The sequence below is a fragment of the Amycolatopsis sp. NPDC051758 genome (genome assembly GCF_044453095.1).
GTDB lineage: Bacteria > Actinomycetota > Actinomycetes > Mycobacteriales > Pseudonocardiaceae > Amycolatopsis.
Window position 1 is genome coordinate 297221 of sequence record NZ_JBITCJ010000012.1, and the last position, 20276, is coordinate 317496.

General features: G+C 70.5%; 18 protein-coding genes. 13 read left to right on the plus strand and 5 right to left on the minus strand.

Annotated features, from left to right (window positions below):
- Nucleotides 1–153 precede the first annotated feature (153 nt).
- The 8 genes from ACIA5G_RS43025 to ACIA5G_RS43060 all read left to right on the plus strand — a co-directional run bounded on the left by ACIA5G_RS43025 (nt 154) and on the right by ACIA5G_RS43060 (nt 10928).
- Entirely contained in the window at nt 154–1230 is a 1077-nt protein-coding gene (locus ACIA5G_RS43025) for an ABC transporter substrate-binding protein (protein WP_395934236.1), read from the plus strand.
- On the plus strand, nt 1230–2786 hold the full coding sequence (locus ACIA5G_RS43030; protein ID WP_395934238.1) for a sugar ABC transporter ATP-binding protein: 1557 nt from the start codon (nt 1230–1232) through the stop codon (nt 2784–2786). The genes ACIA5G_RS43025 and ACIA5G_RS43030 overlap by 1 nt, the downstream gene beginning before the upstream one ends.
- Nucleotides 2779–3741: an ABC transporter permease gene (locus tag ACIA5G_RS43035; protein ID WP_395934240.1), complete on the plus strand. Its 963-nt coding sequence runs from the start codon at nt 2779–2781 to the stop codon at nt 3739–3741. The genes ACIA5G_RS43030 and ACIA5G_RS43035 overlap by 8 nt, the downstream gene beginning before the upstream one ends.
- Nucleotides 3738–4718: an ABC transporter permease gene (locus ACIA5G_RS43040; protein WP_395934242.1), complete on the plus strand. Its 981-nt coding sequence runs from the start codon at nt 3738–3740 to the stop codon at nt 4716–4718. The genes ACIA5G_RS43035 and ACIA5G_RS43040 overlap by 4 nt, the downstream gene beginning before the upstream one ends.
- A 29-nt stretch (nt 4719–4747) precedes the next feature.
- Complete coding sequence (locus ACIA5G_RS43045; protein WP_395934244.1) at nt 4748–7261, plus strand: LamG-like jellyroll fold domain-containing protein; 2514 nt, start codon at nt 4748–4750, stop codon at nt 7259–7261.
- 136 nt (nt 7262–7397) lie between these two features.
- Entirely contained in the window at nt 7398–9770 is a 2373-nt protein-coding gene (locus ACIA5G_RS43050) for a hypothetical protein (protein WP_395934246.1), read from the plus strand.
- A 90-nt stretch (nt 9771–9860) separates the two neighbouring features.
- Nucleotides 9861–10256, plus strand: coding sequence for a carboxymuconolactone decarboxylase family protein (locus ACIA5G_RS43055; RefSeq protein ID WP_395934248.1), 396 nt, complete (start codon nt 9861–9863; stop codon nt 10254–10256).
- A 9-nt stretch (nt 10257–10265) separates the two neighbouring features.
- Nucleotides 10266–10928, plus strand: coding sequence for an epimerase (locus ACIA5G_RS43060; protein WP_395934250.1), 663 nt, complete (start codon nt 10266–10268; stop codon nt 10926–10928).
- On the opposite strand, the gene ACIA5G_RS43065 is transcribed toward ACIA5G_RS43060, so the two are convergent.
- The 3 genes from ACIA5G_RS43065 to ACIA5G_RS43075 are packed head-to-tail and all read right to left on the minus strand — an operon-like array spanning nt 10888 to nt 13407.
- Entirely contained in the window at nt 10888–11550 is a 663-nt protein-coding gene (locus ACIA5G_RS43065) for a TetR family transcriptional regulator (protein WP_395934252.1), read from the minus strand. The genes ACIA5G_RS43060 and ACIA5G_RS43065 overlap by 41 nt on opposite strands.
- Before the next feature lie 10 nt (nt 11551–11560).
- Complete coding sequence (locus tag ACIA5G_RS43070) at nt 11561–11983, minus strand: PGPGW domain-containing protein (RefSeq protein WP_395934254.1); 423 nt, start codon at nt 11981–11983, stop codon at nt 11561–11563.
- On the minus strand, nt 11950–13407 hold the full coding sequence (locus ACIA5G_RS43075) for a serine hydrolase domain-containing protein (protein ID WP_395934256.1): 1458 nt from the start codon (nt 13405–13407) through the stop codon (nt 11950–11952). Before ACIA5G_RS43075 ends, ACIA5G_RS43070 begins: the two co-directional genes overlap by 34 nt.
- A gap of 142 nt (nt 13408–13549) precedes the next feature.
- On the opposite strand from ACIA5G_RS43075, the gene ACIA5G_RS43080 reads away from it, so the two are divergent.
- Genes ACIA5G_RS43080 through ACIA5G_RS43090 form a run of 3 tightly spaced genes read left to right on the plus strand, consistent with a single transcriptional unit; the run spans nt 13550 to nt 14950 of the window.
- On the plus strand, nt 13550–13879 hold the full coding sequence (locus ACIA5G_RS43080) for an ArsR/SmtB family transcription factor (protein ID WP_395934258.1): 330 nt from the start codon (nt 13550–13552) through the stop codon (nt 13877–13879).
- Nucleotides 13876–14349, plus strand: coding sequence for an SRPBCC family protein (locus tag ACIA5G_RS43085; protein ID WP_395934260.1), 474 nt, complete (start codon nt 13876–13878; stop codon nt 14347–14349). The genes ACIA5G_RS43080 and ACIA5G_RS43085 overlap by 4 nt, the downstream gene beginning before the upstream one ends.
- Nucleotide 14350: 1 nt before the next feature.
- Nucleotides 14351–14950, plus strand: a complete 600-nt coding sequence (locus tag ACIA5G_RS43090; RefSeq protein ID WP_395934262.1) for a dihydrofolate reductase family protein — start codon at nt 14351–14353, stop codon at nt 14948–14950.
- Here the strand turns inward: ACIA5G_RS43090 and ACIA5G_RS43095 are convergent.
- Both ACIA5G_RS43095 and ACIA5G_RS43100 read right to left on the minus strand, forming a co-directional pair.
- On the minus strand, nt 14938–15534 hold the full coding sequence (locus ACIA5G_RS43095; RefSeq protein WP_395934264.1) for a CE1759 family FMN reductase: 597 nt from the start codon (nt 15532–15534) through the stop codon (nt 14938–14940). The genes ACIA5G_RS43090 and ACIA5G_RS43095 overlap by 13 nt on opposite strands.
- Nucleotides 15531–16619, minus strand: coding sequence for an LLM class flavin-dependent oxidoreductase (locus ACIA5G_RS43100; RefSeq protein WP_395934266.1), 1089 nt, complete (start codon nt 16617–16619; stop codon nt 15531–15533). The genes ACIA5G_RS43095 and ACIA5G_RS43100 overlap by 4 nt, the downstream gene beginning before the upstream one ends.
- A 107-nt stretch (nt 16620–16726) precedes the next feature.
- Here ACIA5G_RS43100 and ACIA5G_RS43105 point away from each other — a divergent pair, with 107 nt between their 5' ends.
- Together ACIA5G_RS43105 and ACIA5G_RS43110 are read left to right on the plus strand one after the other, a co-directional pair.
- Nucleotides 16727–18076, plus strand: a complete 1350-nt coding sequence (locus tag ACIA5G_RS43105) for a hypothetical protein (RefSeq protein ID WP_395934268.1) — start codon at nt 16727–16729, stop codon at nt 18074–18076.
- 133 nt (nt 18077–18209) lie between these two features.
- Nucleotides 18210–20261, plus strand: coding sequence for a type IIA DNA topoisomerase subunit B (locus tag ACIA5G_RS43110; RefSeq protein ID WP_395934270.1), 2052 nt, complete (start codon nt 18210–18212; stop codon nt 20259–20261).
- The last annotated feature ends 15 nt before the right edge of the window (nt 20262–20276 follow it).

Genomic DNA, 20276 nt, shown 5'->3' on the forward strand with positions numbered 1-20276 from the left:
GGGCGGCTCCTTCTGGATGGTGAGCACGCAGCATAGCGAAAATTTGCCGGTTTACAACGTTGTTCCAACGATGTAAAAAGTACCTCAAGGCTCCCGCGGTGACTCCGATCACCCCGGTGAGCGGGCCCCACCGTCGCTGCCCGAGGAGTCACCGTGCCGCTGTCCACCCGTCCCCGCCTGGTCCTGGTCACCGCGGCCGCCGCCGCGCTCACCCTCACCTCCTGCACCAGCCGGGAAGAGACCCCGGCCGCCCCGTCCAGCGGTGGCGGCCCCGCCGCGAGCGCCCAGTCGGCCGCGCCGTCCGCCGACGGCTGCACGCTCGAGAAGACCGGCTACGCCAAGGTCGACCTGAAGACCGCCGTGGTGGGTTTCTCCCAGTCCGAAAAGGAAGCCAACCCGTTCCGGATCGCCGAGACGCAGTCCATTCGCGACGAAGCCGCCAAGCTCGGCATCGCGGGTGACAAGCTGCTCGTCACCAACGCCCAGAGCGACCTGAACAAGCAGATCAGCGACATCAAGTCGATGCTCGACCGCGGCGCCCAGCTGCTCGTCGTCGCGCCGCTGAACTCCGACGGCCTCCAGCCCGCCCTCGACGCGGCGAAGGCCAAGAAGGTCCCGGTCGTCACCATCGACCGCAAGGTGACGTCGCAGCCGTGCACCGACTACCTGACCTTCATCGGCTCGAACTTCGTCGAGCAGGGCAAGCGCGCGGCGCAGGAGATGGCGCGGGTCACCGGCGGCACCGGCAAGGTCGCGATCCTGCTCGGCGCGTCCGGCAACAACGTGACCACCGACCGCACGTCGGGCTTCAAGGACGAGCTGGCCAAGACCCCCGGCCTGTCCGTGGTCGCCGAGCAGACCGGCGAGTTCGACCGCTCCAAGGGCCAGGCCGTGATGGAGCAGCTCATCCAGAGCCACCCGGACATCACCGCCGTCTACGCCGAAAACGACGAAATGGGCGTCGGCGCCGTCAACGCGCTGAAGACCGCCGGCAAGACGCCGGGCAAGGACGTCAAGGTCGTTTCGATCGACGGCACGCGCAACGCCGTGCAGCTCATCGCCGACGGCAGCTACAACGCCGTGATCGAGTCCAACCCGCGCTTCGGCCCGCTGGCCTTCCAGACGCTGCAGAAGTTCGAGAGCGGCGAGGCGATCCCGGCCAGCATCGTGATCACCGACGACCAGTACGACGAGACCAACGCCTCCCAGAAGGTCGGGAACGCGTACTGATGACGGCAGCCACCGAGGAGGACGTCGCCATGACGACCGCACCGGTGCTCGAGGTGGCCGGGGTGACCAAGCGGTTCCCCGGCACCCTCGCGCTCGACGACGTCAGCTTCGCGCTGCGGCCGGGCGAGGTGCACGCGCTGGTCGGCGAGAACGGCGCCGGGAAGTCCACGCTGATCAAGGTGCTCACCGGCGTCTACCAGCCCGACGAGGGCGAGGTCCGCCACCTCGGCGAGCCGGTGACGTTCAAGCGGCCGATCGACGCGCAGCGGGCCGGGATCTCCACGATCTACCAGGAGGTCAACCTCGTCCCGCTGATGAGCATCGCCGGCAACGTCTTCCTCGGCCGCGAGCCGCGCACCAAGGCGGGGCTCGTCGACTGGTCCAAGATGTACGCCGACGCCCGCGAGCTGCTCAAGGGTTACGGCATCAACGACGACGTCAAGCGCCCGCTGCACTCCCTGGGCGTCGGCGCGCAGCAGATGGTCGCGCTCGCCCGCGCGGTCTCGACCGACGCCAAGGTCGTCATCATGGACGAGCCGACGTCGTCACTCGAGCCGCGCGAGGTCGAGACGCTCTTCGAGGTGCTGAACCGGTTGCACGCCGAGGGCATCGCGATCGTCTACGTCAGCCACCGGATGGACGAGCTGTACCGGGTCTGCGACAGCGTCACCGTGCTGCGCGACGGCCGGGTCGTCCACAGTGGACCGCTGGCGAACCTGCCGCGCATCGAGCTCGTGTCGAAGATGCTCGGCCGGGAGATCAAACAGATCCGCGAAGAGGGCGTCACGGCGTTCGGCGAGGAACACGACGTCGAGCGCGAGCCGCTCCTCAAGGCGGAAAACCTGTCCGGCATGCGGAAGCTGCACAACGTCTCGGTGAGCATCCGGCCCGGCGAAGTCGTCGGCCTCGCCGGCCTGCTCGGCTCGGGCCGCAGCGAAACCGCGCGGGCCATCGTCGGCGCGTTCCCCCTCGACGGCGGAAGTGTTTTGCTCGCGGGGAAACCGCTGAAGAAGGGCAAGATCGCCGCCGCCATGCGCGCCGGGATCGCGCTGCTGGCCGAGGACCGCAAGACCGACGGGATCATCCCGAACCTGTCGGTCCGCGAGAACATCGTGCTCGCCGCGTTGCCGACGCTCTCGCCGTTCGGCCTGGTCAGCAAGGCCAAGCAGGACAAGGTGGTCAAGATCTTCATGGAACGCCTGCGGATCAAGGCGTCCAGCCCGGAGCAGAAGGTGTCCGAGCTGTCGGGCGGCAACCAGCAGAAGGTGCTGCTCGCCCGCTGGCTCGCCACCGGCCCGAAGATCCTGCTGCTCGACGAGCCGACGCGCGGCATCGACGTCGGCGCCAAGGCCGAAGTGCAGGGGCTGATCGACGAACTCGCGCAGGAAGGCCTCGGCGTGCTGCTCATCTCGTCCGAGCTGGAAGAGCTGATCGACGGCTCCGACCGGGTGGTCGTGCTGCGTGACGGCTCGGTTGTCGGCGAGCTGACCGGCGACCGCATCACCGAGGAGAACGTCCTGACGGCGATCGCAGCGGAGGGTGACAACGATGTCTAGCGCCACCCTGACCCGGGCACCGGACCGGGCGAAGGTCACCGCGTGGCTGCAGAACTACGGCGTCTACCTGGCCGTGGTCGTGCTGCTGCTGTTCAACGTCCTGTTCACCGAGAACTTCCTGTCCGCGGCCAACTTCCGCACCCAGCTGGTGCAGGCGGCGCCGGTCTGCATCGTCGCGCTCGGCATGGCGCTGGTGATCGGCACCGAGGGCATCGACCTGTCGGTCGGCTCGGTGATGGCGATCTCGGCCGCGCTCATCCCGCTCTACCTCGGCGCGGGCCCGCTGATGGCGATCATCGTCGCGGTGATCGCGGGCATCGTCTCGGGCCTGTTCAGCGGTTACCTGGTGGCGTACCTGGGGATCCAGCCGATCATCGCGACCCTCGCGTTGCTCGTCGGCGGGCGGGGACTCGCGCTCGTGATCGCCCACGGCCAGCTCGTCCAGGTCCGCAACCAGGACTTCCTGGAGCTGGGCACCGGCGACTTCCTCGGCGTGCCGATCATGGTCATCGTCGCGGGGGTGCTCGCGGTGCTGGCCGGGCTGGTCGTGCAGCGCACGACGTTCGGCCGGCACCTGGTCGCGACCGGCGGCAACCGCGCCGCGAGCACCCTGGCCGGGCTGCCGGTGAAGCGGGTGCTCATCAGCGTCTACGTGATCTCCGGGGCACTGGCCGCGGTGGCCGGCGTGCTGGCGACGTCCCGGCTGGGCGCCAGCGACCCGAGTGACGTCGGCCTGCTCATGGAGCTGTCCGCGATCACCGCGGTGGTCGTCGGCGGCACGCCGCTGACCGGCGGCCGGGTCCGCGTGCTCGGCACCGTGTTCGGCGCGCTGCTCATGCAGCTCGTGCAAGCCACCCTGATCAAGCACAACCTGCCGGACTCCACCGCGCAGATGGTCCAGGCGGCCATCATCGTCGTCGCGGTCTACGTCGCGCGCGAGCGGAGCAGCCGATGACGGCCACCACCAGCCAGACGAACGCCCGGAACGCGGCGTTCGCCGGTGTCCTGCAGCGCCAGGGCGCGGCCGTCGTGCTCGTGCTCGGCATCTTCGCCTCCTGGTTCGCGTTCCCGCACTTCGGCACCGCGGACAACCTGCGCAGCCTGGTGCTGCAGGGTTCGTTCCTCGCGGTGATCGCGCTCGGCATGACGTTCGTGATCATCTCCGGCGGCATCGACCTGTCGGTCGGCTCGAACTACGCGCTCGGCGGTGTCCTCGCCGCGTACGGCGCGCAGTACGGGCTGTTCGTGGCGATCCTGCTGCCGCTGGTCGTGTGCTCCGGGATCGGGCTGATCAACGGCCTGCTCATCGCACGCACCGGGCTGGCGCCGTTCATCGTCACGCTGGCGACGCTGCTGTTCGCCCGCGGCCTGCTGCTGGCACTGACGTCCGAGGGCGCGACGACGTACAAAGTGGACCCGGGCTCGGCGTTCCTCTGGCTCGGGCAGGGCACGATCTTCGGCGTCGGCGTGCCGGTGTACCTGACGCTCGTCCTGTTCGCGCTCGGCGGGTTGCTGCTGCGCCGCACCCGGTTCGGGCAGTCGGTGTTCGCCATCGGCGGCGCCGAGCAGTCCGCGCTGCTGATGGGCCTTCCGGTGGCCCGCACCAAGATCAGCCTCTACACCCTCAGCGGCGCGCTCGCCGGGTTCGCCGGCGTCCTCACCGCCGCATACCTGCAGTCCGGCGTCACGGTGATCGGCGTCGGCACCGAGCTCGACGCGATCTCCGTCGTCGTCATCGGCGGCACGCTGCTCACCGGCGGCGCCGGGACGATCATCGGCACCCTCGTCGGCGTGCTGCTGCGCACGCTGATCCAGAACGTCATCAACCAGATCGGCACCCTCGACTCCAACTACCAGACGGTGGTGAGCGGGGCCTTCCTGCTCGTCGTCGTGGTGATCCAGCGCCTGCTGGCGCGTTCCCGAACCCGCTGAGCCCCGTCCCCCCACAGGAGGTCTCAACGATGTTCCGCCCTGCCCGAAAATCCCGGAGATGGCTGACCGCCGCCGCGGCGTTCGCCGTCGCGGCGTTCGCCGTCGCGGTAGCCGGCCTCGGCACCGCACCCGCCGCGAGCGCCGCGCCCGCGCCACAGTGGCAGCGGCTGACTCCCCCGCTGTCCACGCCGTGGACTAAGGACGTCTCGCCGTCGAACGCCCTCCCCGACTACCCGCGGCCACAGCTGACCCGCGACAGGTGGCAGAACCTCAACGGCGTCTGGGAGTTCGCCAAGGCGACCCCGGGTGAGGCCGCGCCGGTCGGGAAGACGCTCGGCGAGCGGATCCTCGTGCCGTACCCGGTCGAGTCCGCGCTGTCCGGAATCATGCGCCACGAGACGAACATGTGGTACCGCCACACATTCGAGGTCCCCAAGAACTGGCAGATCGGCAAGGGTCAGCGGCTTCAGCTGCACTTCCAGGCCGTCGACTACGACACCACGGTCATCGTCAACGGCAAGACCGTCGGCCGCCACACCGGCGGCTACGACGCGTGGTCCGTCGACGTCACCGACGCGCTGACCACCGCCAAGACCCAGGAGCTCGTCGTCGGTGTCGCCGACCCGAACGACCAGGGCGGGCAGCCGATCGGCAAGCAGCGCCAGCCCGGTGACGGCATCTTCTACACCCCGTCCTCCGGCATCTGGCAGACCGTGTGGATGGAGCCGGTGGCCTCGGCGCACATCGACCGGCTCGACATCACCCCGGACGTCGCGAGTGGGTCGGTCACGGTGAACGCCGTGGTCGGCGGGCCGGTGAAGCAGCGCGTCGAAGCCGTCGCCTACGACCACGGCCGCCCGGTCGGGCGGGTCAGCGGGGACGCGAACAAGCCGTTGAAGCTCAAGGTGGACCGGCCGCACCTGTGGTCGCCGGACGACCCGTTCCTGTACGACCTGCGCGTCAAGCTGTCGGGCGGCGACGAAGTCGGTTCGTACTTCGGCATCCGGTCGATCAGCGTCGGCAAGACCGCCGACGGCAAGCAGCGGATGCTGCTCAACGGCAAGTTCGTCATGCAGGTCGGCCCGCTCGACCAGGGCTTCTGGCCGGACGGCATCTACACCGCGCCGACCGACGCGGCGCTGAAGTTCGACCTGCAGCAGGAGAAGGCGCTCGGTTTCAACATGGTGCGCAAGCACATCAAGGTCGAGCCGGACCGCTGGTACTACTACGCCGACAAGCTCGGGCTGATGGTGTGGCAGGACATGCCGGCGATGAAGGACGACGTCGAGCCGTCGGCGGCCTCGCGCGTCAACTACGAGTCCGAGATGAAGCGGATGATCGACCAGCACCGCAGCTTCCCGTCGATCGTCACGTGGGTGCCGTTCAACGAGGGCTGGGGCGACTACGAGGTCGGCCGCATCGCCGACGAGGTCAAGTCCTGGGACCCGTCGCGGCTGGTGAACGCCGAATCCGGCGTCAACTGCTGCCGGTCCGAACCGGACAGCGGCAAGGGTGACATCTACGACGACCACACCTACACCGGTCCCGGAACGCCGTTGCAAACCGGAACGCGTGCAGCCGTCGACGGCGAGTACGGCGGGCTCGGCCTCAAGGTCGCCGGGCACGAGTTCGACCCGGCGGGCAGCTTCGCCTACGAGATGGAGCCCGACAGCGCGACGCTGACCCGGCGCTACGGCGAGCTCCAGCAGCGCCTGCTGCTGGTCGCCCAGCGGTGCGGCGTCTCGGCCGGCGTCTACACGCAGACCACCGACGTCGAGAAGGAGGTCAACGGCTTCTTCACCTACGACCGGCAGGTGAAGAAGATGGACTTCGCGGCGGTCCGCGCGGCGAACCTCGCGGTGATCAAGGGCGCCACCGGCGCCCCGGTCACCTCCGGACCTTCGGTCCCCGCAGGAACGCCGGGCATCGACGGCATCGCGGCGTACCCGTTCGACGAGAACACGGGCACGGTGGCCGCGGACGCGGTCGGCGACCACGACGCAACGCTCGTCGGCGGCGCGTCCTGGACCGAGGGCAAGAGCGGTTCGGCCCTGGCCGTCAACGGTTCCGGCCAGTTCGCCGACACCGGCGCGTCCCTGGTGAACACCGAAGGCAGCTACAGCGCGGCGGCGTGGGTGAAGTTCAACGCCGTGGGTGACGGCTTCCAGACCGTGGTGAGCCAGGACGGCGACAACACCAGCGCGTTCTTCCTGCAGTACTCGGGCCAGGACCACCGACTGGCGATGAGCTTCGTCGGCACGCGGGCCCTGGCGCCCACGGCTCCGGAAGCGAACCGCTGGTACCACGTCGTCGGCGTCCGTGACGCGGCTGCGGGAACGCTGAAGCTGTACGTGGACGGCCAGCTGGCGGCGACGAAGAGCGTCTGTCTCGGCGACGCGTCGACGGGCCACACGGTGATCGGCCGCGGCAAGTACGGCGGCGGCCCGGTGGACTACCTCAACGGGGCGGTCGACCAGGTGCACGTCTACGACCGGGCGTTGTCCGACGCGGACGTGAGCGCGTTGTATTCGAGCGGCAAGTAAGGCACTCCCGGATCCGGGGAGGCCGGTTTTCCGGCCTCCCCGGATTTTTTGTTCCCCCGCCCCAACCGTCCGCCGCCTTCGCGCGTGTAGGGACCGGAAGCCGCCGTCCCCGGCGGCTCAGGGGAGGAAACAGGGGGTGAGCCCGTTGGGCTCCACAAGATCGGCCCGGCTCGCGAGAGCGGGCCTCCTGGCCGTGACGACCGCGCTGCTGGCCGCGGGGACGGCCGTCCCGGCCGCCGCGACCGGCAGCACGTACGTCGAGTCGTCATCGTGGTCCTACATCGACTCGGCCCAGCCGAAGACGAGCTTCGTGAACCCGGCCGGTGACGCGCCGGTCGGGGCACACGTCACGCCGGACGGCCGCAAGCACGTGTCGAAATCCTACTTCACGTTCGACCTCACCGGCCTGCGCGGCGCGAAGATCGTGTCCGCGCAGCTGTGGGGCCGGGAAACCGCGGTCACCGACTGCTCGGCGGCGCGGGGCACCGAGCTCTGGGTGACCGCACCGGTGACGAAGCCGCCGACGTGGGAGAAGCAGCCCGCCGAGCTGGCCCGGATCTCCGGGCCGGGCACCGTCTACGGCTGCCCGTCGGACTACCTCGGCTGGGATCCCGCGACGGTGCTCCAGCAGGCGATCGACGCCGGCCGTGACTCGCTGACCGTTGTGCTGCGCCTGCCGGACGGCCAGCAGCACAACCCGCGCTTCGGCCGCACTCACCTGCCGAAGCTGACCATCAACACCGAAAAGAACCAGGCGCCCGGCGTCCCCCACCAGCTGTCCACGGACCGCCGCGCCTGCGCGGAAAACCCGGTCGTCGGGCTGGGTGACACGCGGCTCGAAGCCGTCGTGGACGATCCGGACGACACCTTCGTCGACGCGGAGTTCGCGTGGTGGCCGGTCGCCCACCCCGATCAGCGGCAAACGCAGCCCCTCGGCGTCCTGACGGGTCAGCCGTTCTGGTTCGACCTGGGCCAGGATCGGCTCGCCGACGGTGTCACCTACGACTGGCAGGTCCGCGCGACGGACGACCGGGCGACCGGGCCGTGGAGCGGGACCTGCCGGTTCAGCACCGACTTCACCCCGCCGGCAACCGGGCCCCTGGTCACTTCGGCCGACTACCCCGGTGAGCAGCACCCCGCGGGCGGCATCGGCGAACCCGGCGTGTTCACGTTCGACGCCCAGGGCGACCCGGACGTCGTCCGCTTCGCCGTCGGCGAGTCCGTCCCGCCCGTCTACGTCGAGGCCGACCGGCCCGGCGGCACGGCGACCTACCTGTTCACCCCCAGGTCCAGCGGCATCAACCGGCTGGTGGTGCACGGCATCGACGCGGGCGGCAACTTCTCACCCGTCACGTACTACCGGTTCTGGGTGGACCGCAACGGCCCGTCGATGACCTGCGCCTCGCCGCAGGCGTTCCTCGGTGAGCCGCGCCGGTGCACGTTCAGCCCGCACCCGGGCGACGCCGCCACGGAGTACCTCTACAAGATCGACAACGGACCCGAGGTCACCGTGCCCGCCGGACCGGACGGCACCGCGACGATCACCGTCACGCCCACCGACGCCACCAAGCGCTACGACGTCGCCGTGCGGGCGCGGCTGACCAACGGGAACCTGTCGGGCAGTGCCACCAGCCAGATCCCGATGGACCGCGGCCTGCCCGCCGTCGACGTGCCGGCCGGGTTGATGGTCGGCCGGCCCGCGGTCTTCACGCTGCACGCGACGCTGCCGGGTTCCACCTCCTTCACCTACGACTGGGACTCGGGCACAGCCGCCACGGTCCCGGTGGGACCGGACGGCACCGCCCAGGTCACGGTCGTCCCGGACACCGCCGGTCAGCACTGGTTCCACGCACGCACGACGACGGCGGCCGGGCTGGTGTCCGGGACGAACGCGGTCGACGTCCAGGCCGCCACGAACGGGCCCACGATGGCGAGCGCGGAGTACCCGGAGGCCGCGGAAGGCTCCTACGTCACCACCCCGGGCACCTTCACGTTCACCTCGCCGGTCCCGGGCGCGGTGAGCTACACCTACCGCCCCGGCGGCACGAACCCGGTCACCGTGCCCGCGGGCCCGGACGGGACGGCGAGCGCCGTCCTGACGCCGCTCACCCTCGGCTGGCAGTTCCTGGAGGCGACCACGACGTTCGCCGACGGGACGGTCTCGGCGTCCTCGTACTACTACTATTCCGCCCGCTCCGCGGCTCCGCCGCTCACCTGTGACGTGAACGGGAACCTGCGGCCCGGTCAGGTGGTCCACTGCACGCTGACGCCGGTGCAGCCGGGTCTCGCGTCGTACGGCTACGTCGTGGACTCCGGTCCGGAGGCGACGGTCCAGCCGGACGCCGACGGCGCGGGGGCGTTCGAGTTCACGGTTCCGGCGGACCGGACGCAGTACGTGCTGCCGGTGCAGGCCTGGAGCGCCAACGCGGCCGGGCAGCGCACCGATCCGTCCTACACCTCGTTCTGGGTGGACGAAACCACGGCGGTCCGCGGCACGAAGGCCGTCTGACGCAGTTCGCGTGCCGGCCACCGCGGCTGCCCGCCGCGGTGGCCGTCACCGCTTGCCCTGGAGCGCGCTCCAGCCCTTAACGTCGAAGCCATGACTGAAGATCGCTTCGAGCGTGGCCTCAAGACCCTGACCGAGATCGACGGCGAGAGCGGCCAACGTGTCATCGACAACCTCGCCGACATCTCTCCGGCGCTGGCCGACGCCGTCGTGTCGTGGGGGTTCGGCGAGATCTACTCCCGGCCCGGGCTGGCGCCGCGCGACCGGCAGCTCGTCACGCTCGGCATGCTCACCGCGCTCGGCGGGTGCGAGCCGCAGCTGGAGGTGCACGTCAACGCGTCGCTCAACGTCGGGCTCACGCCGGCCGAGATCGTCGAGGCGCTCCTGCACTCCGCCGTCTACTGTGGATTCCCGAAGGCGTTGAACGCGACCTTCACGGCGAAGAAGGTCTTCGGTGAGCGCGGGCTGCTGCCGGTGACCGGGGACTGAGGTGGGCTCGTGCGGGTGATCCTGTTCGGCGCGACCGGCATGGTCGGGCAAGGCGTGCTGCGGGAGTGCCTGCTCGACGAGCGGGTCGAGGCGGTGCTGGTGGTCGGCCGGTCGCCGGTCGGCGCCGGCCACCCGAAGCTGACCGAGATCGTCGAGAAGGACCTCTTCGCGCTCGAGCCGATCACCGGCTACGACGCCTGCTTCTTCTGCCTCGGCGTGTCTTCGGTGGGGGTCGCACCGGAAGAGTACGAGCGGATCACCTACCAGCTCACCCTTTCGGTGGCCCGAAAGCTGCCCGAGAACACCACGTTCGTGTACGTCTCGGGCCAGGGCACCGACAGCACCGAACGCGGCCGCGTCCGCTGGGCCCGGGTCAAGGGCGCGACGGAGAACGCGCTTGCGAAGCTGCCGCTGCGGACGTTCGCCTTCCGCCCCGGCTACATCCAGCCGCTGCACGGGATCACGTCGAAGACCACCTTGTACCGCACGCTCTACCGCGTCGTGATGCCGCTGTACCCGGTGTTGCGGCGGGCCTTCCCGCGCATGGTGACCACCACCGAGGACATCGGCCGCGCGATGATCGCGGTGGCCGCGGACGGCTACCGGAAGCCCGTCCTGGAGAACACCGACATCACCGCCGCCGCGCGACCAGCCCGGCCAGCAGGTTCGTGAGGCCCTCGGCCAGCGCGGTCGCGAACGCCGGCGCCCCGCCCAGCTCGGCCGCCGCCACCGCGACCGCCTCGGTCGGGTTGGCGAACGGCCACGCCCCCGACACCAGGACCACCACGCCGAGCGCGAAGTGACGAGCGCCCTCGGGTGACAGCTCCGGCACCCGGACCCGGACGAGCGAGCCCAGCCGCTCGGTGTTCGCCGCCGCGCGGGTCTTGAAGTCGCGGGCGAACTCCACCGGGATGTTGCGCTCCAGCACCGGCGCCATCGCGCTGACCAGCTCGCACAGCAACCGCCGCGAGGCGAGCGTCGTCGCGATCACCCCGGCGACACGCTCCTCACGCGCGAAGCCCGGGTCCGCGGGTTCCGGGCCGCCGAGGGTCTCCGCCAGGTCGTCGAGCCAGTCCGCCCACTCGCCGTCGAGGACCTCGAGGAAAACCGCCTCGCGGCTGTCGAAGTACCGGAGCACGTTGGACTTCGCGAGTCCGACCTGGCAGCTGAGCTCCCGCAGGCTGATGTCGGCGACCGGACGCTCGGCCAGCAGCCCCCGCGCGGCGGCGAGGATCGCGGTGCGCCGCGCCTCGATCTGCTCCGGCCGGCGGGCGCGCTGGAATCCGGCGCTCATGGCGCCGAGGTTACCGGTCGGTCGCCGCGGTCTGCGCCCGGCGCGACTTCACCCGCCGATAGCTCCAGATCAGCAGCGCGAACAGGATCACCGACGACAGGATCAGGCTCGACCCGGTGCTCCAGCCGGCGAACGGCAGCGACTTCACCGTGCCCCAGACGATCCCCGCAGCCAACAGCGCCAGCCCGGCCAGCACCGAGCCGGCGATCCGCAGCGGCGAGGACACGCTGTCCTCGGCCGCCTTCATCGCCCGCTCCTGGACCGGGTCGACGTACCGCTCGAGCGCCGGGAACTCCGACGCGAGCAGCAGCAGCCCGGCGAGCACCAGCAGCAGGCCGGGGCCGGGCAGCACGAGCAGCGCCACCCCGACCACCAGCAGGATCACCCCCGCGACCGTGATCAGGATCCGCTTCGCCTGTTTGCCGATCCCCACGCGACCACTCCCGTCGTTTCGCCCGATTCTTCCCGTCGGGGCCGGGTCGTGCCACTCACGACCGCGCGTACCCGCGCGATGACCACCACTAACGCGCACAGCGTGGCGAATCCGAGCCAGGCCACGACGCCCGGCCAGACGTGGAGGATCTGCCCGAACGTCCCCTGGCGGCCCGCGAAGACGACGCTCATCAGGTCCGGCAGGAACACCAGGACCAGACCGGGCAGCAGGCACGGCAGCAGCCGGAGCGTCACCGGCCCCCAGCCGCCGCGGCGGGCGGCCCACCGTCGTGCGTGGACGACACCGAGCACGGCGAGCAGCAGCGAAAGCAGCATCAGCCCGGCGAGCACCCGGTCCGCGACCACGCCGGCCGGCAGCGCGAGCTCCGGCGAACCGCCCTGGACCAGCGCGGCGAGGCCCTGCGCCAGCGTGTCGGCGTCGTTGTCCAGGGCCAGCCCGGTGGTGGCGAGCACCACGATGCCGTAGCCGTCCGGCAGCAGGATCTGCGCGGCGGTGTGGCTGAACCACTCGCCGTTGTGGGACAGCTGACCCGGGCGGTAGGTCCCCCAGCCGAACGCGTAGTCGCGGCCGGGCGCCGGGGTGTGCGCCAGTGCGACCGACGACGGCGAGAGCGCGCCACTGCCGTCGCGCTGGGCGACCAGCCACCGCGCCAGGTCGTCCGCGGTGCTCAGCACACCGTGGCTGCCGCCGGTGAACCAGTCCGGCTCGGTCACCGGGACCGCGAACCCGAACGCCCGCACGTACCCCGGTGAGAGGTCCGCGGGCGGCTCCTCCACGGTGCTGCTCGACGTCATCCCGAGCGGCCCGAACAGCCGGGTCCGCAGGTACTCCGCAAACGGCTGACCGGCGACGACCTCGACGATCCGGGCCGCCACCTCGTAGTTCGGGTTGTGGTAGTGGAACTTCGCACCCGGCTCGTCGGCGAGCCCCGCGTCGCGCAGCCGCTCGACGGCTCCGGCGAGGGTGTGCGGCTGCGGCAGCTTCAGGTCGGGGAACGCCGAGTCGGCCATCCCGGACGTCTGGTCCAGCAGCATCCGGACGGTGATCCGCGCGCCGCGCGGGTCGGCGAGCCGGAACTCCGGCAGATGACGCGTCACCGGATCGTCGAGCCCGATCCGGCCGGCCTCGGCGAGCTGCAGCACCGCGAACGCCGTCATGGACTTGCTCAGCGACGCGATCGGCAGCCGGGTCGACGCGGTGATCGGCGCGCCCGCCGCGTCGTGGCCGTAACCGGCGACGCGGACGACGTCGCCGCCGTGGGTGACGGCGACCGCGGCGCCGGGCAGGCCGGTGTGGTCGAGGTAGGCGCGGACGTACCCGTCGACGTCGGGGGCCGGCGCCGCGGCGGCCGGGGTCGCGGTCCCGAGCAGCAGGGCGGCGAGCACGAGGAAGAGCCTGGTCATGCGGGTCAACGTAGGCAGCGCGGGGGTGCGGTGACTGCTGCCGGAGGACGGGACCGGCCCCCTACTTTCGGCAGCTCTTGACGCGTGGTTCACATCCGACCTATAGTCAACGAATCGGTTGATAAACAGATTGGTTGACAAAATGGACGACGAGGCGCTCGACCGGGCGTTCACCGCGCTCGGCGACCCGGTGCGCCGGGCGATCGTCGCCCGGCTGTCCCGCGGCGAAGCGACGGTCAACGAGCTGGCCGAGCCCTTCGCCATCACCAAGCAGGCGATCTCCCGGCACATCCAGGTGCTGGAACAGGCCGGGCTGATCACGCGCAGCCGGGACGGCCAGCGCCGGCCGTGCCACCTCGTGCCGGCCGCCCTGGAAGCGCTGACCAGCTGGATCGACACCTACCGGCTGGCCACCGAAGCCGGCTACCGGCGGCTCGACGCCGTCCTCGACACCTTCAAGGAGCAGCCATGACCGGCACCACGATCACCGCGCAGCCCGGCACCCCGTTCATCACCGTCACGCGCGAGTTCGCCGCGCCGCGGGCCGCCGTGTTCCACGCCCACACCGAGCCCGACCTGGTCAAGCAGTGGCTCGGCCCGCGCGGCCTGGAGATGGAGATCCTCGAGTTCGACGCCCGATCCGGCGGCGGTTACCACTACGTCCACCGCGACGACCGGGGCGAGTACCGCTTCCGCGGCGTCTTCCACCGCGTCGACGACGGCGAGCGGATCATCCAGACCTTCGAGTACGAAGGCGCGCCCGGCGACGTCTGCCTCGAGACGATGACGTTCACCGACCTCGGCGCCGGCCGGACCCGGCTGGAGGGGCACTCGGTGTTCCCGTCCGTCGAAGCCCGCGACGCGGCCGTCGAGAGCGGCATGGAACACGGCATCGTCGAGGGGTACGAGCGCCTCGACGAGGTCCTCGGGAAGGAGGGCTGACGTGTCCACGGTGATGGCGAGCTTCTGCATGTCGCTCGACGGGTTCGTGGCGCGGCCCGACAACAGCGTCGGGCCGCTCTTCGACTGGTACAACGGCGGCGACGTCGAGGTGCCGATGGTCGGCTACCCGATCACGTTCCACGTCGCCGAAGCGAGCGCTGGCTACCTGAAGCGGCACCTGGCCCAGGCCGGGCACGGCGCGTTCGTCTGCGGCCGCCGCGTGTTCGACCACACCCACGGCTGGGGCGGCAACCCACCCGGCGGCGGCCGGGCGTTCGTCGTCACCCACCGCCCGGCGCCGGACTGGTCCGCCGAAAACCTGGCGCCGTTCACGTTCTGCGCGGACGTCGCGAGCGCGATCGAGCGGGCGAAGGCGGCCGGCGACGGCAACGTGGGCGTCTCCGGCCCGTCGATCGCCCGGCAGTGCCTGGCCCTGGGCCTGCTCGACGAGCTGAAGATCGACCTGGTGCCGGTGTTCCTCGGCGAGGGCGTGCGCTACTTCGAGCACGTCGACGCCGGGAAGGCCGAGCTGGAGCGCGTCGAGGTCGTCGCGGGGGACGGTGTCACGCACCTGAGCTACCGGGTGCACTACCGGTCCTGAGTGGACACTTCCGCCAGCAGCTGGTCGAAGGGGACGAAGTCCGGCTCGGCGGCCACAGCCACCCGCCCGGCCGCCAGCGCGGCCAGTTCACCGCCGGCCTTCTCGATCCGCCGTTGCAGCGCCCCCTCCCCATTGCCCCAGTCCGACGAAGCCGCGTACACGCCCGTCGCGACCGGATCCGCCTTCAGGTATCCGAACAACGGCCGCAGCTGGTAGTCGAGCACCAGCGAGTGCCGTTCGGTGCCGCCGGTCGCGCCGAGCAGCACCGGCTTGCCCACCAGCGAGTCCGCGTCGAGCACGTCGAAGAAGGACTTGAACAGGCCGCTGTAGCCGGCCGTGAACACCGGCGTCACCACGATCAGCGCGTCGGCCCCGGTCACCGTCTCGATGGCCGTCCGCAGCGCCGGGCTCGGGAAGCCGGTCAGCAGGTTCTTCGTCACGTCCAGCGCGATGTCGCGCAGCTCGACGACGTCCACCGAGACCGGCGACCCGGCCGCGGCGACGGTCGCCGCGGCCAGCCGGTCGGCCAGCAGCCGGGTCGAGGACGGGACCGACAGCCCCGCCGTCACCACCGCGAGCTTCATGCTTCACTCCCGACGAGAGCAGCGGACTTGAGGGATTCGTGGGTCGGCGCGTCCGGCACGTGCGCCGGGCGCAGCGCGTCGAGCTCCTTGCGCAGCACCGGGACGACGTGCTCGCCGAGCAGGTCGAGCTGCTCGAGGACGACCTTGAGCGGCAGGCCGGCGTGGTCCATCAGGAACAGCTGGCGCTGGTAGTCGCCGAAGTGCTCGCGGAAGGTCAGCGTCTTGTCGATGACCTCCTGCGGGCTGCCGACGGTCAGCGGCGTCTGCTCGGTGAACTCCTCCAGCGACGGGCCGTGCCCGTACACCGGCGCGTTGTCGAAGTACGGCCGGAACTCGTTCCAGGCGTCCTGCGACTTCGGCCGGATGAACGCCTGGCCGCCGAGACCGACGATGGCCTGGTCCGCCTGGCCGTGGCCGTAGTGCTCGAAGCGCTGGCGGTAGAACGCGATCAGCTGCTGGAAGTGCTCCTTCGGCCAGAAGATGTGGTTGGCGAAGAAGCCGTCACCGTAGAACGCGGCCTGCTCGGCGATCTCCGGGCTGCGGATGGAGCCGTGCCAGACGAACGGCGGAACGTCGTCGAGCGGGCGCGGCGTCGACGTGAAGCCCTGCAGCGGCGTGCGGAACTTGCCCTGCCAGTCGACGACGTCCTCGCGCCAGAGCTGCCGCAGCAGCGCGTACTTCTCGATGGCCAGCGGGATGCCCTGCCGGATGTCCTCGCCGAACCACGGGTAGACCGGGCCGGTGTTGCCGCGGCCCATCATGAGGTCGACGCGGCCGTCGGCGAGGTGCTGCAGCATCGCGAAGTCCTCGGCGATCTTCACCGGGTCGTTCGTGGTGATCAGCGTCGTCGACGTCGAGAGGATGATCTTGGACGTCCGGGCCGCGATGTGCCCGAGCATCGTCGTCGGGGACGACGGCACGAAGGGCGGGTTGTGGTGCTCGCCCGTCGCGAAGACGTCGAGCCCGACCTCCTCGGCCTTGAGCGCGATCCGGACCATCGCCTTGATCCGCTCGTGTTCCGTCGGTGTGGTGCCGTTCGTGGGATCGGTCGTGACGTCGCCCACCGTGAAGATTCCGAACTGCATGACCTGACTCCCTTCGCGAGCCCATCTTACATGCGCGTTCAACTACTTCCAAGCAAGAGATATTCCGGCCGTCAGGCCCCCGAGGGGTACCAAGTAAGGTCAAGGGCATGGACGCGGAGCTCGGTCGGCTGGGTCTGGCAGAACGTTCGGTACGACTTCTCACGGGCCGCGACATCTGGGCCTCGATCACCCCACTGCTCGCCCCACGCCGGAACCTGGTGGCCGCCTTCGGCCACGTCGGTCCCGGCGCGGCGGCGCTGCTGCCGCTGGAACCCGGCGACACGGTGATCACGGACGCGAGCCTGGACACGGTGCTGTCCGGGGCGACGAGTCCGCACGCCCTGTTGCACTGGGTGAAGGCGGGCGTGCTCGTGCACTCGCTGCGCGGGCTCAACGCGAAGCTGGTGATCGCCGAGGACGACCCGTCGTTCGTCGTGGTCGGCTCGGCCGACGTCACTGCCGCGGGCCCGCGGCAACTGTTCGAAGCAGTCACCGTCTCGCACGAGAAGCAGACGGTCGAGGAGGCGCAGGAAGCCTGGCTCGAGTGGTGCGACCTGGCGGGGCCCGCGCTGACCGCGGGTGACCTGGAGCCGCTCCTGGAGCAGTACGGCGCCGGCAAGCCGGTCACCGCGCCACGCCCGGCCGTGACCCGGCCCGCCACACCCGCCCGGCCGGTCGTCACCAGCCGGCCGGCGACGCCGGTGCGGCCTGCGGTGGTCACGCCTCCCCCGTCGCCGGTCCGGCCCGCCGAGACGCCGGTCCGCCCGGCCGCGCCTGCCGTGTCACCGGTTCGCCCGGCCGTCGCCGAGGCGGCACCGCCGGCCCCGGTCGAGCCGGTGGCCACTGAACACTCGGACCGCGAAGAAGCCCCGGCGGACACCGCCGTCACCCCCGCCGAGACCCCGGAACCGGTTGCGGCACCGGCCGAAACCGAAGCCGGCGACACGCCCGACGTGCCCCGGCCGAACTGGCCGCGTCCGGCCGAGCTGTACCTCGTCAGCCTCGTCGAAGGCGGCGAGCCGTCGGCCGAGGCGGAGTACCGGCTCGAAGAGCTGACCCGCGAGTACACCCACCCGGGCGAGAACGGCGAATCGCCGTTCCGCGTCGAGCTGTTCTGGGCCGACGACGGCCAGGGCCAGGACCCGCCGCGCACGCTCCGCCCGGGCGTGCACGTGATCCGCGTCTACAGCCAGAAACAGGGCCGGGCCCTGGTCGGCTCGCGGACCGAACCCCCCGGTCTCGTGCTGCAGGCGTACACCGACGAGTTCGCCTACCCGCGCCGCACGTACTGCTATCTCCTGACCCGGGAGACGGCGGCGAAACCGGCGTTCGGGGAGCTCCGCAAGGGCCTCGCCACGATCGGCGAGAAGCCGAACTTCCGGAACAGCTTCCAGGTCCCGCGGAAGATCGAAGCCCTGCTGGGCCTGTGGCCCGACCTGGGCTACGACCCCCGCTAGCGGGCGGCGCGCGCCACTCCGGGACAGGGAGCGCGCGGAAGTTGTCGGGGCAGGCGGATATCCTGCAGTACGGTGCAGGCCGAGTCCGCACCTCACTGACCTTTCGCGAGCCACGATCCGGGAGAACGACCCTGTGACTGCCGAGACCTTGTACGGGGCCGACGACCTCACCCATCTCGAGGGTCTCGAAGCCGTCCGCAAACGCCCCGGGATGTACATCGGCTCCACCGACAGCCGTGGTATCAACCACCTCTTCTCCGAAGTGGTGGACAACTCCACGGACGAAGGTGTCGCCGGCCACGCGACGAAGATCGTCGTCACCCTGCACGCCGACAGCAGCGTCCAGGTGGACGACGACGGCCGCGGCATCCCCACCGGGACGCACGCCAAGTCCGGTTTGTCCGGCGTCGAGCTGGTCCTGACCCGGTTGCACGCCGGCGGCAAGTTCGGCGGCTCGGGTTACAAGACCTCCGGCGGCCTGCACGGTGTCGGCGCTTCGGCGGTCAACGCGCTGTCGCACCGCTTCGACGTCACGGTGAAGCAAGAGGGCAAGGTCCACCAGATGTCGTTCAAACACGGCGTCCCCGGCACCTTCGACGCGCCCGGCCCGAAGGCGAAGTTCACCCGCCGCTCCGGGCTGAACCTCGTCGGCAAGATGAAGCGCGGCGAGCGCAGCGGCACCTCGATCCGCTACTGGTACGACTCGCGGTACTTCGAGTCCGGCGCGGCGCTGGACGTCGAGGGCGTGCGCGCGAAGATGCGCAACACCGCGTTCCTGGTCCCGGGCGTCACGTACGTGCTGCGTACGGCGATCGAAGACACCATCAACGAAGAGACCTTCCACTTCCCGCACGGCCTGGTCGACATGGTCGACTTCCTCACGCCGTCGGGCGAGAAGCCGGTCTGCGGCACGCTGCTGATCACCGGCGAGGGCACGTACAAGGAGAACGCGGCGGACGCGGCGGGCGTCATGCAGTCCAATGTGGAGCGTCGCGCGGAGATCGAGGTGGCGCTGCGCTGGGGCACCGGCTACGAGCGCACGGTGGAGTGCTTCACCAACACGATCCGCAACGTCCACGGCGGCACGCACCGCCGTGGGTTCGACCGCGCGATGGCAAAGGCGTTGCAGGACGCCATCTCCAAGACCCGCGGGCTGCTCAAGCCCAAGGAGGACATGCCGACGATCGAGGACGTCCTCGAGGGCATGACCGCGGTGATCCACGTCCGGCTGCCGGAGCCGCAGTTCACGTCGCAGACGAAGGACGAGCTGTCCACCGCCGGTGTCACCCGGGTCATCCAGGGCATCGTCGACAAGCACGTCAAGGCCTGGACCGAGGACCGCAAGACCAAGTCCGAGGCGAAGGTCGTGCTGCAGAAGGTGGTCGACGCCTCCCGCGTCCGGCTCACCCAGAAGCAGCAGAAGGACGCAGCCCGGCGCAAGACCGCCCTCGAAGGCGCGGCGATGCCGCCGAAACTGGTCGACTGCCGCACCACCGGCGTCTCCCGCAGCGAGCTGTTCCTGGTCGAGGGTGACAGCGCGCTGGGGTCGGCGCGCATGGCGCGCGTGTCGGAGTACCAGGCGCTGCTGCCGCTGCGGGGCAAGATCCTGAACGTCCAGAAGGCGTCGCTCGGCGACACGCTGAAGAACGCGGAAATCGCGTCGATCGTGCAGGTCCTGGGCGCGGGCACCGGCCGCACGTTCGACCTGACGACGATGCGCTACGGCCGCGTCATCCTGATGGCGGACGCGGACGTCGACGGCTCGCACATCCGGACGTTGCTGATCACGCTGTTCGCGAAGTACATGCGCCCGGTGATCGAGGACGGCCGGCTGTACGCGGCGATGCCGCCGTTGCACAAGCTCGTCACCAAGGGCCGCAACCCGGAAACGCACTTCACGTACACGCAGCAGGAGATGGAGTCCAAGTACGCGGAGCTGGAGCGGGCGGGCAAGAGCATCGTCACCCCGGTGCCGCGGTTCAAGGGCCTCGGCGAGATGGACGCCGACGAGCTGTGGGACACCACCATGAACCCGGCCAGCCGCTCGGTCCGCCGGATCACCATGGACGACGCCGAGGCCGCCGAGAGTGCGCTGGAGCTGCTGATGGGTGAGAAGGTCGAGCCCCGGCGGAACTGGCTGGTCGCCTCCTCGGACCGGATCGACCGCGACGCCATCGACGCTTGATTTTTTCGTAGCTAC

Coding starts and splice junctions, on each gene's coding strand:
- ACIA5G_RS43030 (WP_395934238.1), top strand. CDS start 1,230: ATGACGGCAGCCACCGAGGAGGACGTCGCCATGACGACCGCACCGGTG.
- ACIA5G_RS43035 (WP_395934240.1), top strand. CDS start 2,779: ATGTCTAGCGCCACCCTGACCCGGGCACCGGACCGGGCGAAGGTCACC.
- ACIA5G_RS43040 (WP_395934242.1), top strand. CDS start 3,738: ATGACGGCCACCACCAGCCAGACGAACGCCCGGAACGCGGCGTTCGCC.
- ACIA5G_RS43045 (WP_395934244.1), top strand. CDS start 4,748: ATGTTCCGCCCTGCCCGAAAATCCCGGAGATGGCTGACCGCCGCCGCG.
- ACIA5G_RS43055 (WP_395934248.1), top strand. CDS start 9,861: ATGACTGAAGATCGCTTCGAGCGTGGCCTCAAGACCCTGACCGAGATC.
- ACIA5G_RS43065 (WP_395934252.1), bottom strand. CDS start 11,550: ATGAGCGCCGGATTCCAGCGCGCCCGCCGGCCGGAGCAGATCGAGGCG.
- ACIA5G_RS43075 (WP_395934256.1), bottom strand. CDS start 13,407: ATGACCAGGCTCTTCCTCGTGCTCGCCGCCCTGCTGCTCGGGACCGCG.
- ACIA5G_RS43080 (WP_395934258.1), top strand. CDS start 13,550: ATGGACGACGAGGCGCTCGACCGGGCGTTCACCGCGCTCGGCGACCCG.
- ACIA5G_RS43085 (WP_395934260.1), top strand. CDS start 13,876: ATGACCGGCACCACGATCACCGCGCAGCCCGGCACCCCGTTCATCACC.
- ACIA5G_RS43095 (WP_395934264.1), bottom strand. CDS start 15,534: ATGAAGCTCGCGGTGGTGACGGCGGGGCTGTCGGTCCCGTCCTCGACC.
- ACIA5G_RS43100 (WP_395934266.1), bottom strand. CDS start 16,619: ATGCAGTTCGGAATCTTCACGGTGGGCGACGTCACGACCGATCCCACG.
- ACIA5G_RS43105 (WP_395934268.1), top strand. CDS start 16,727: ATGGACGCGGAGCTCGGTCGGCTGGGTCTGGCAGAACGTTCGGTACGA.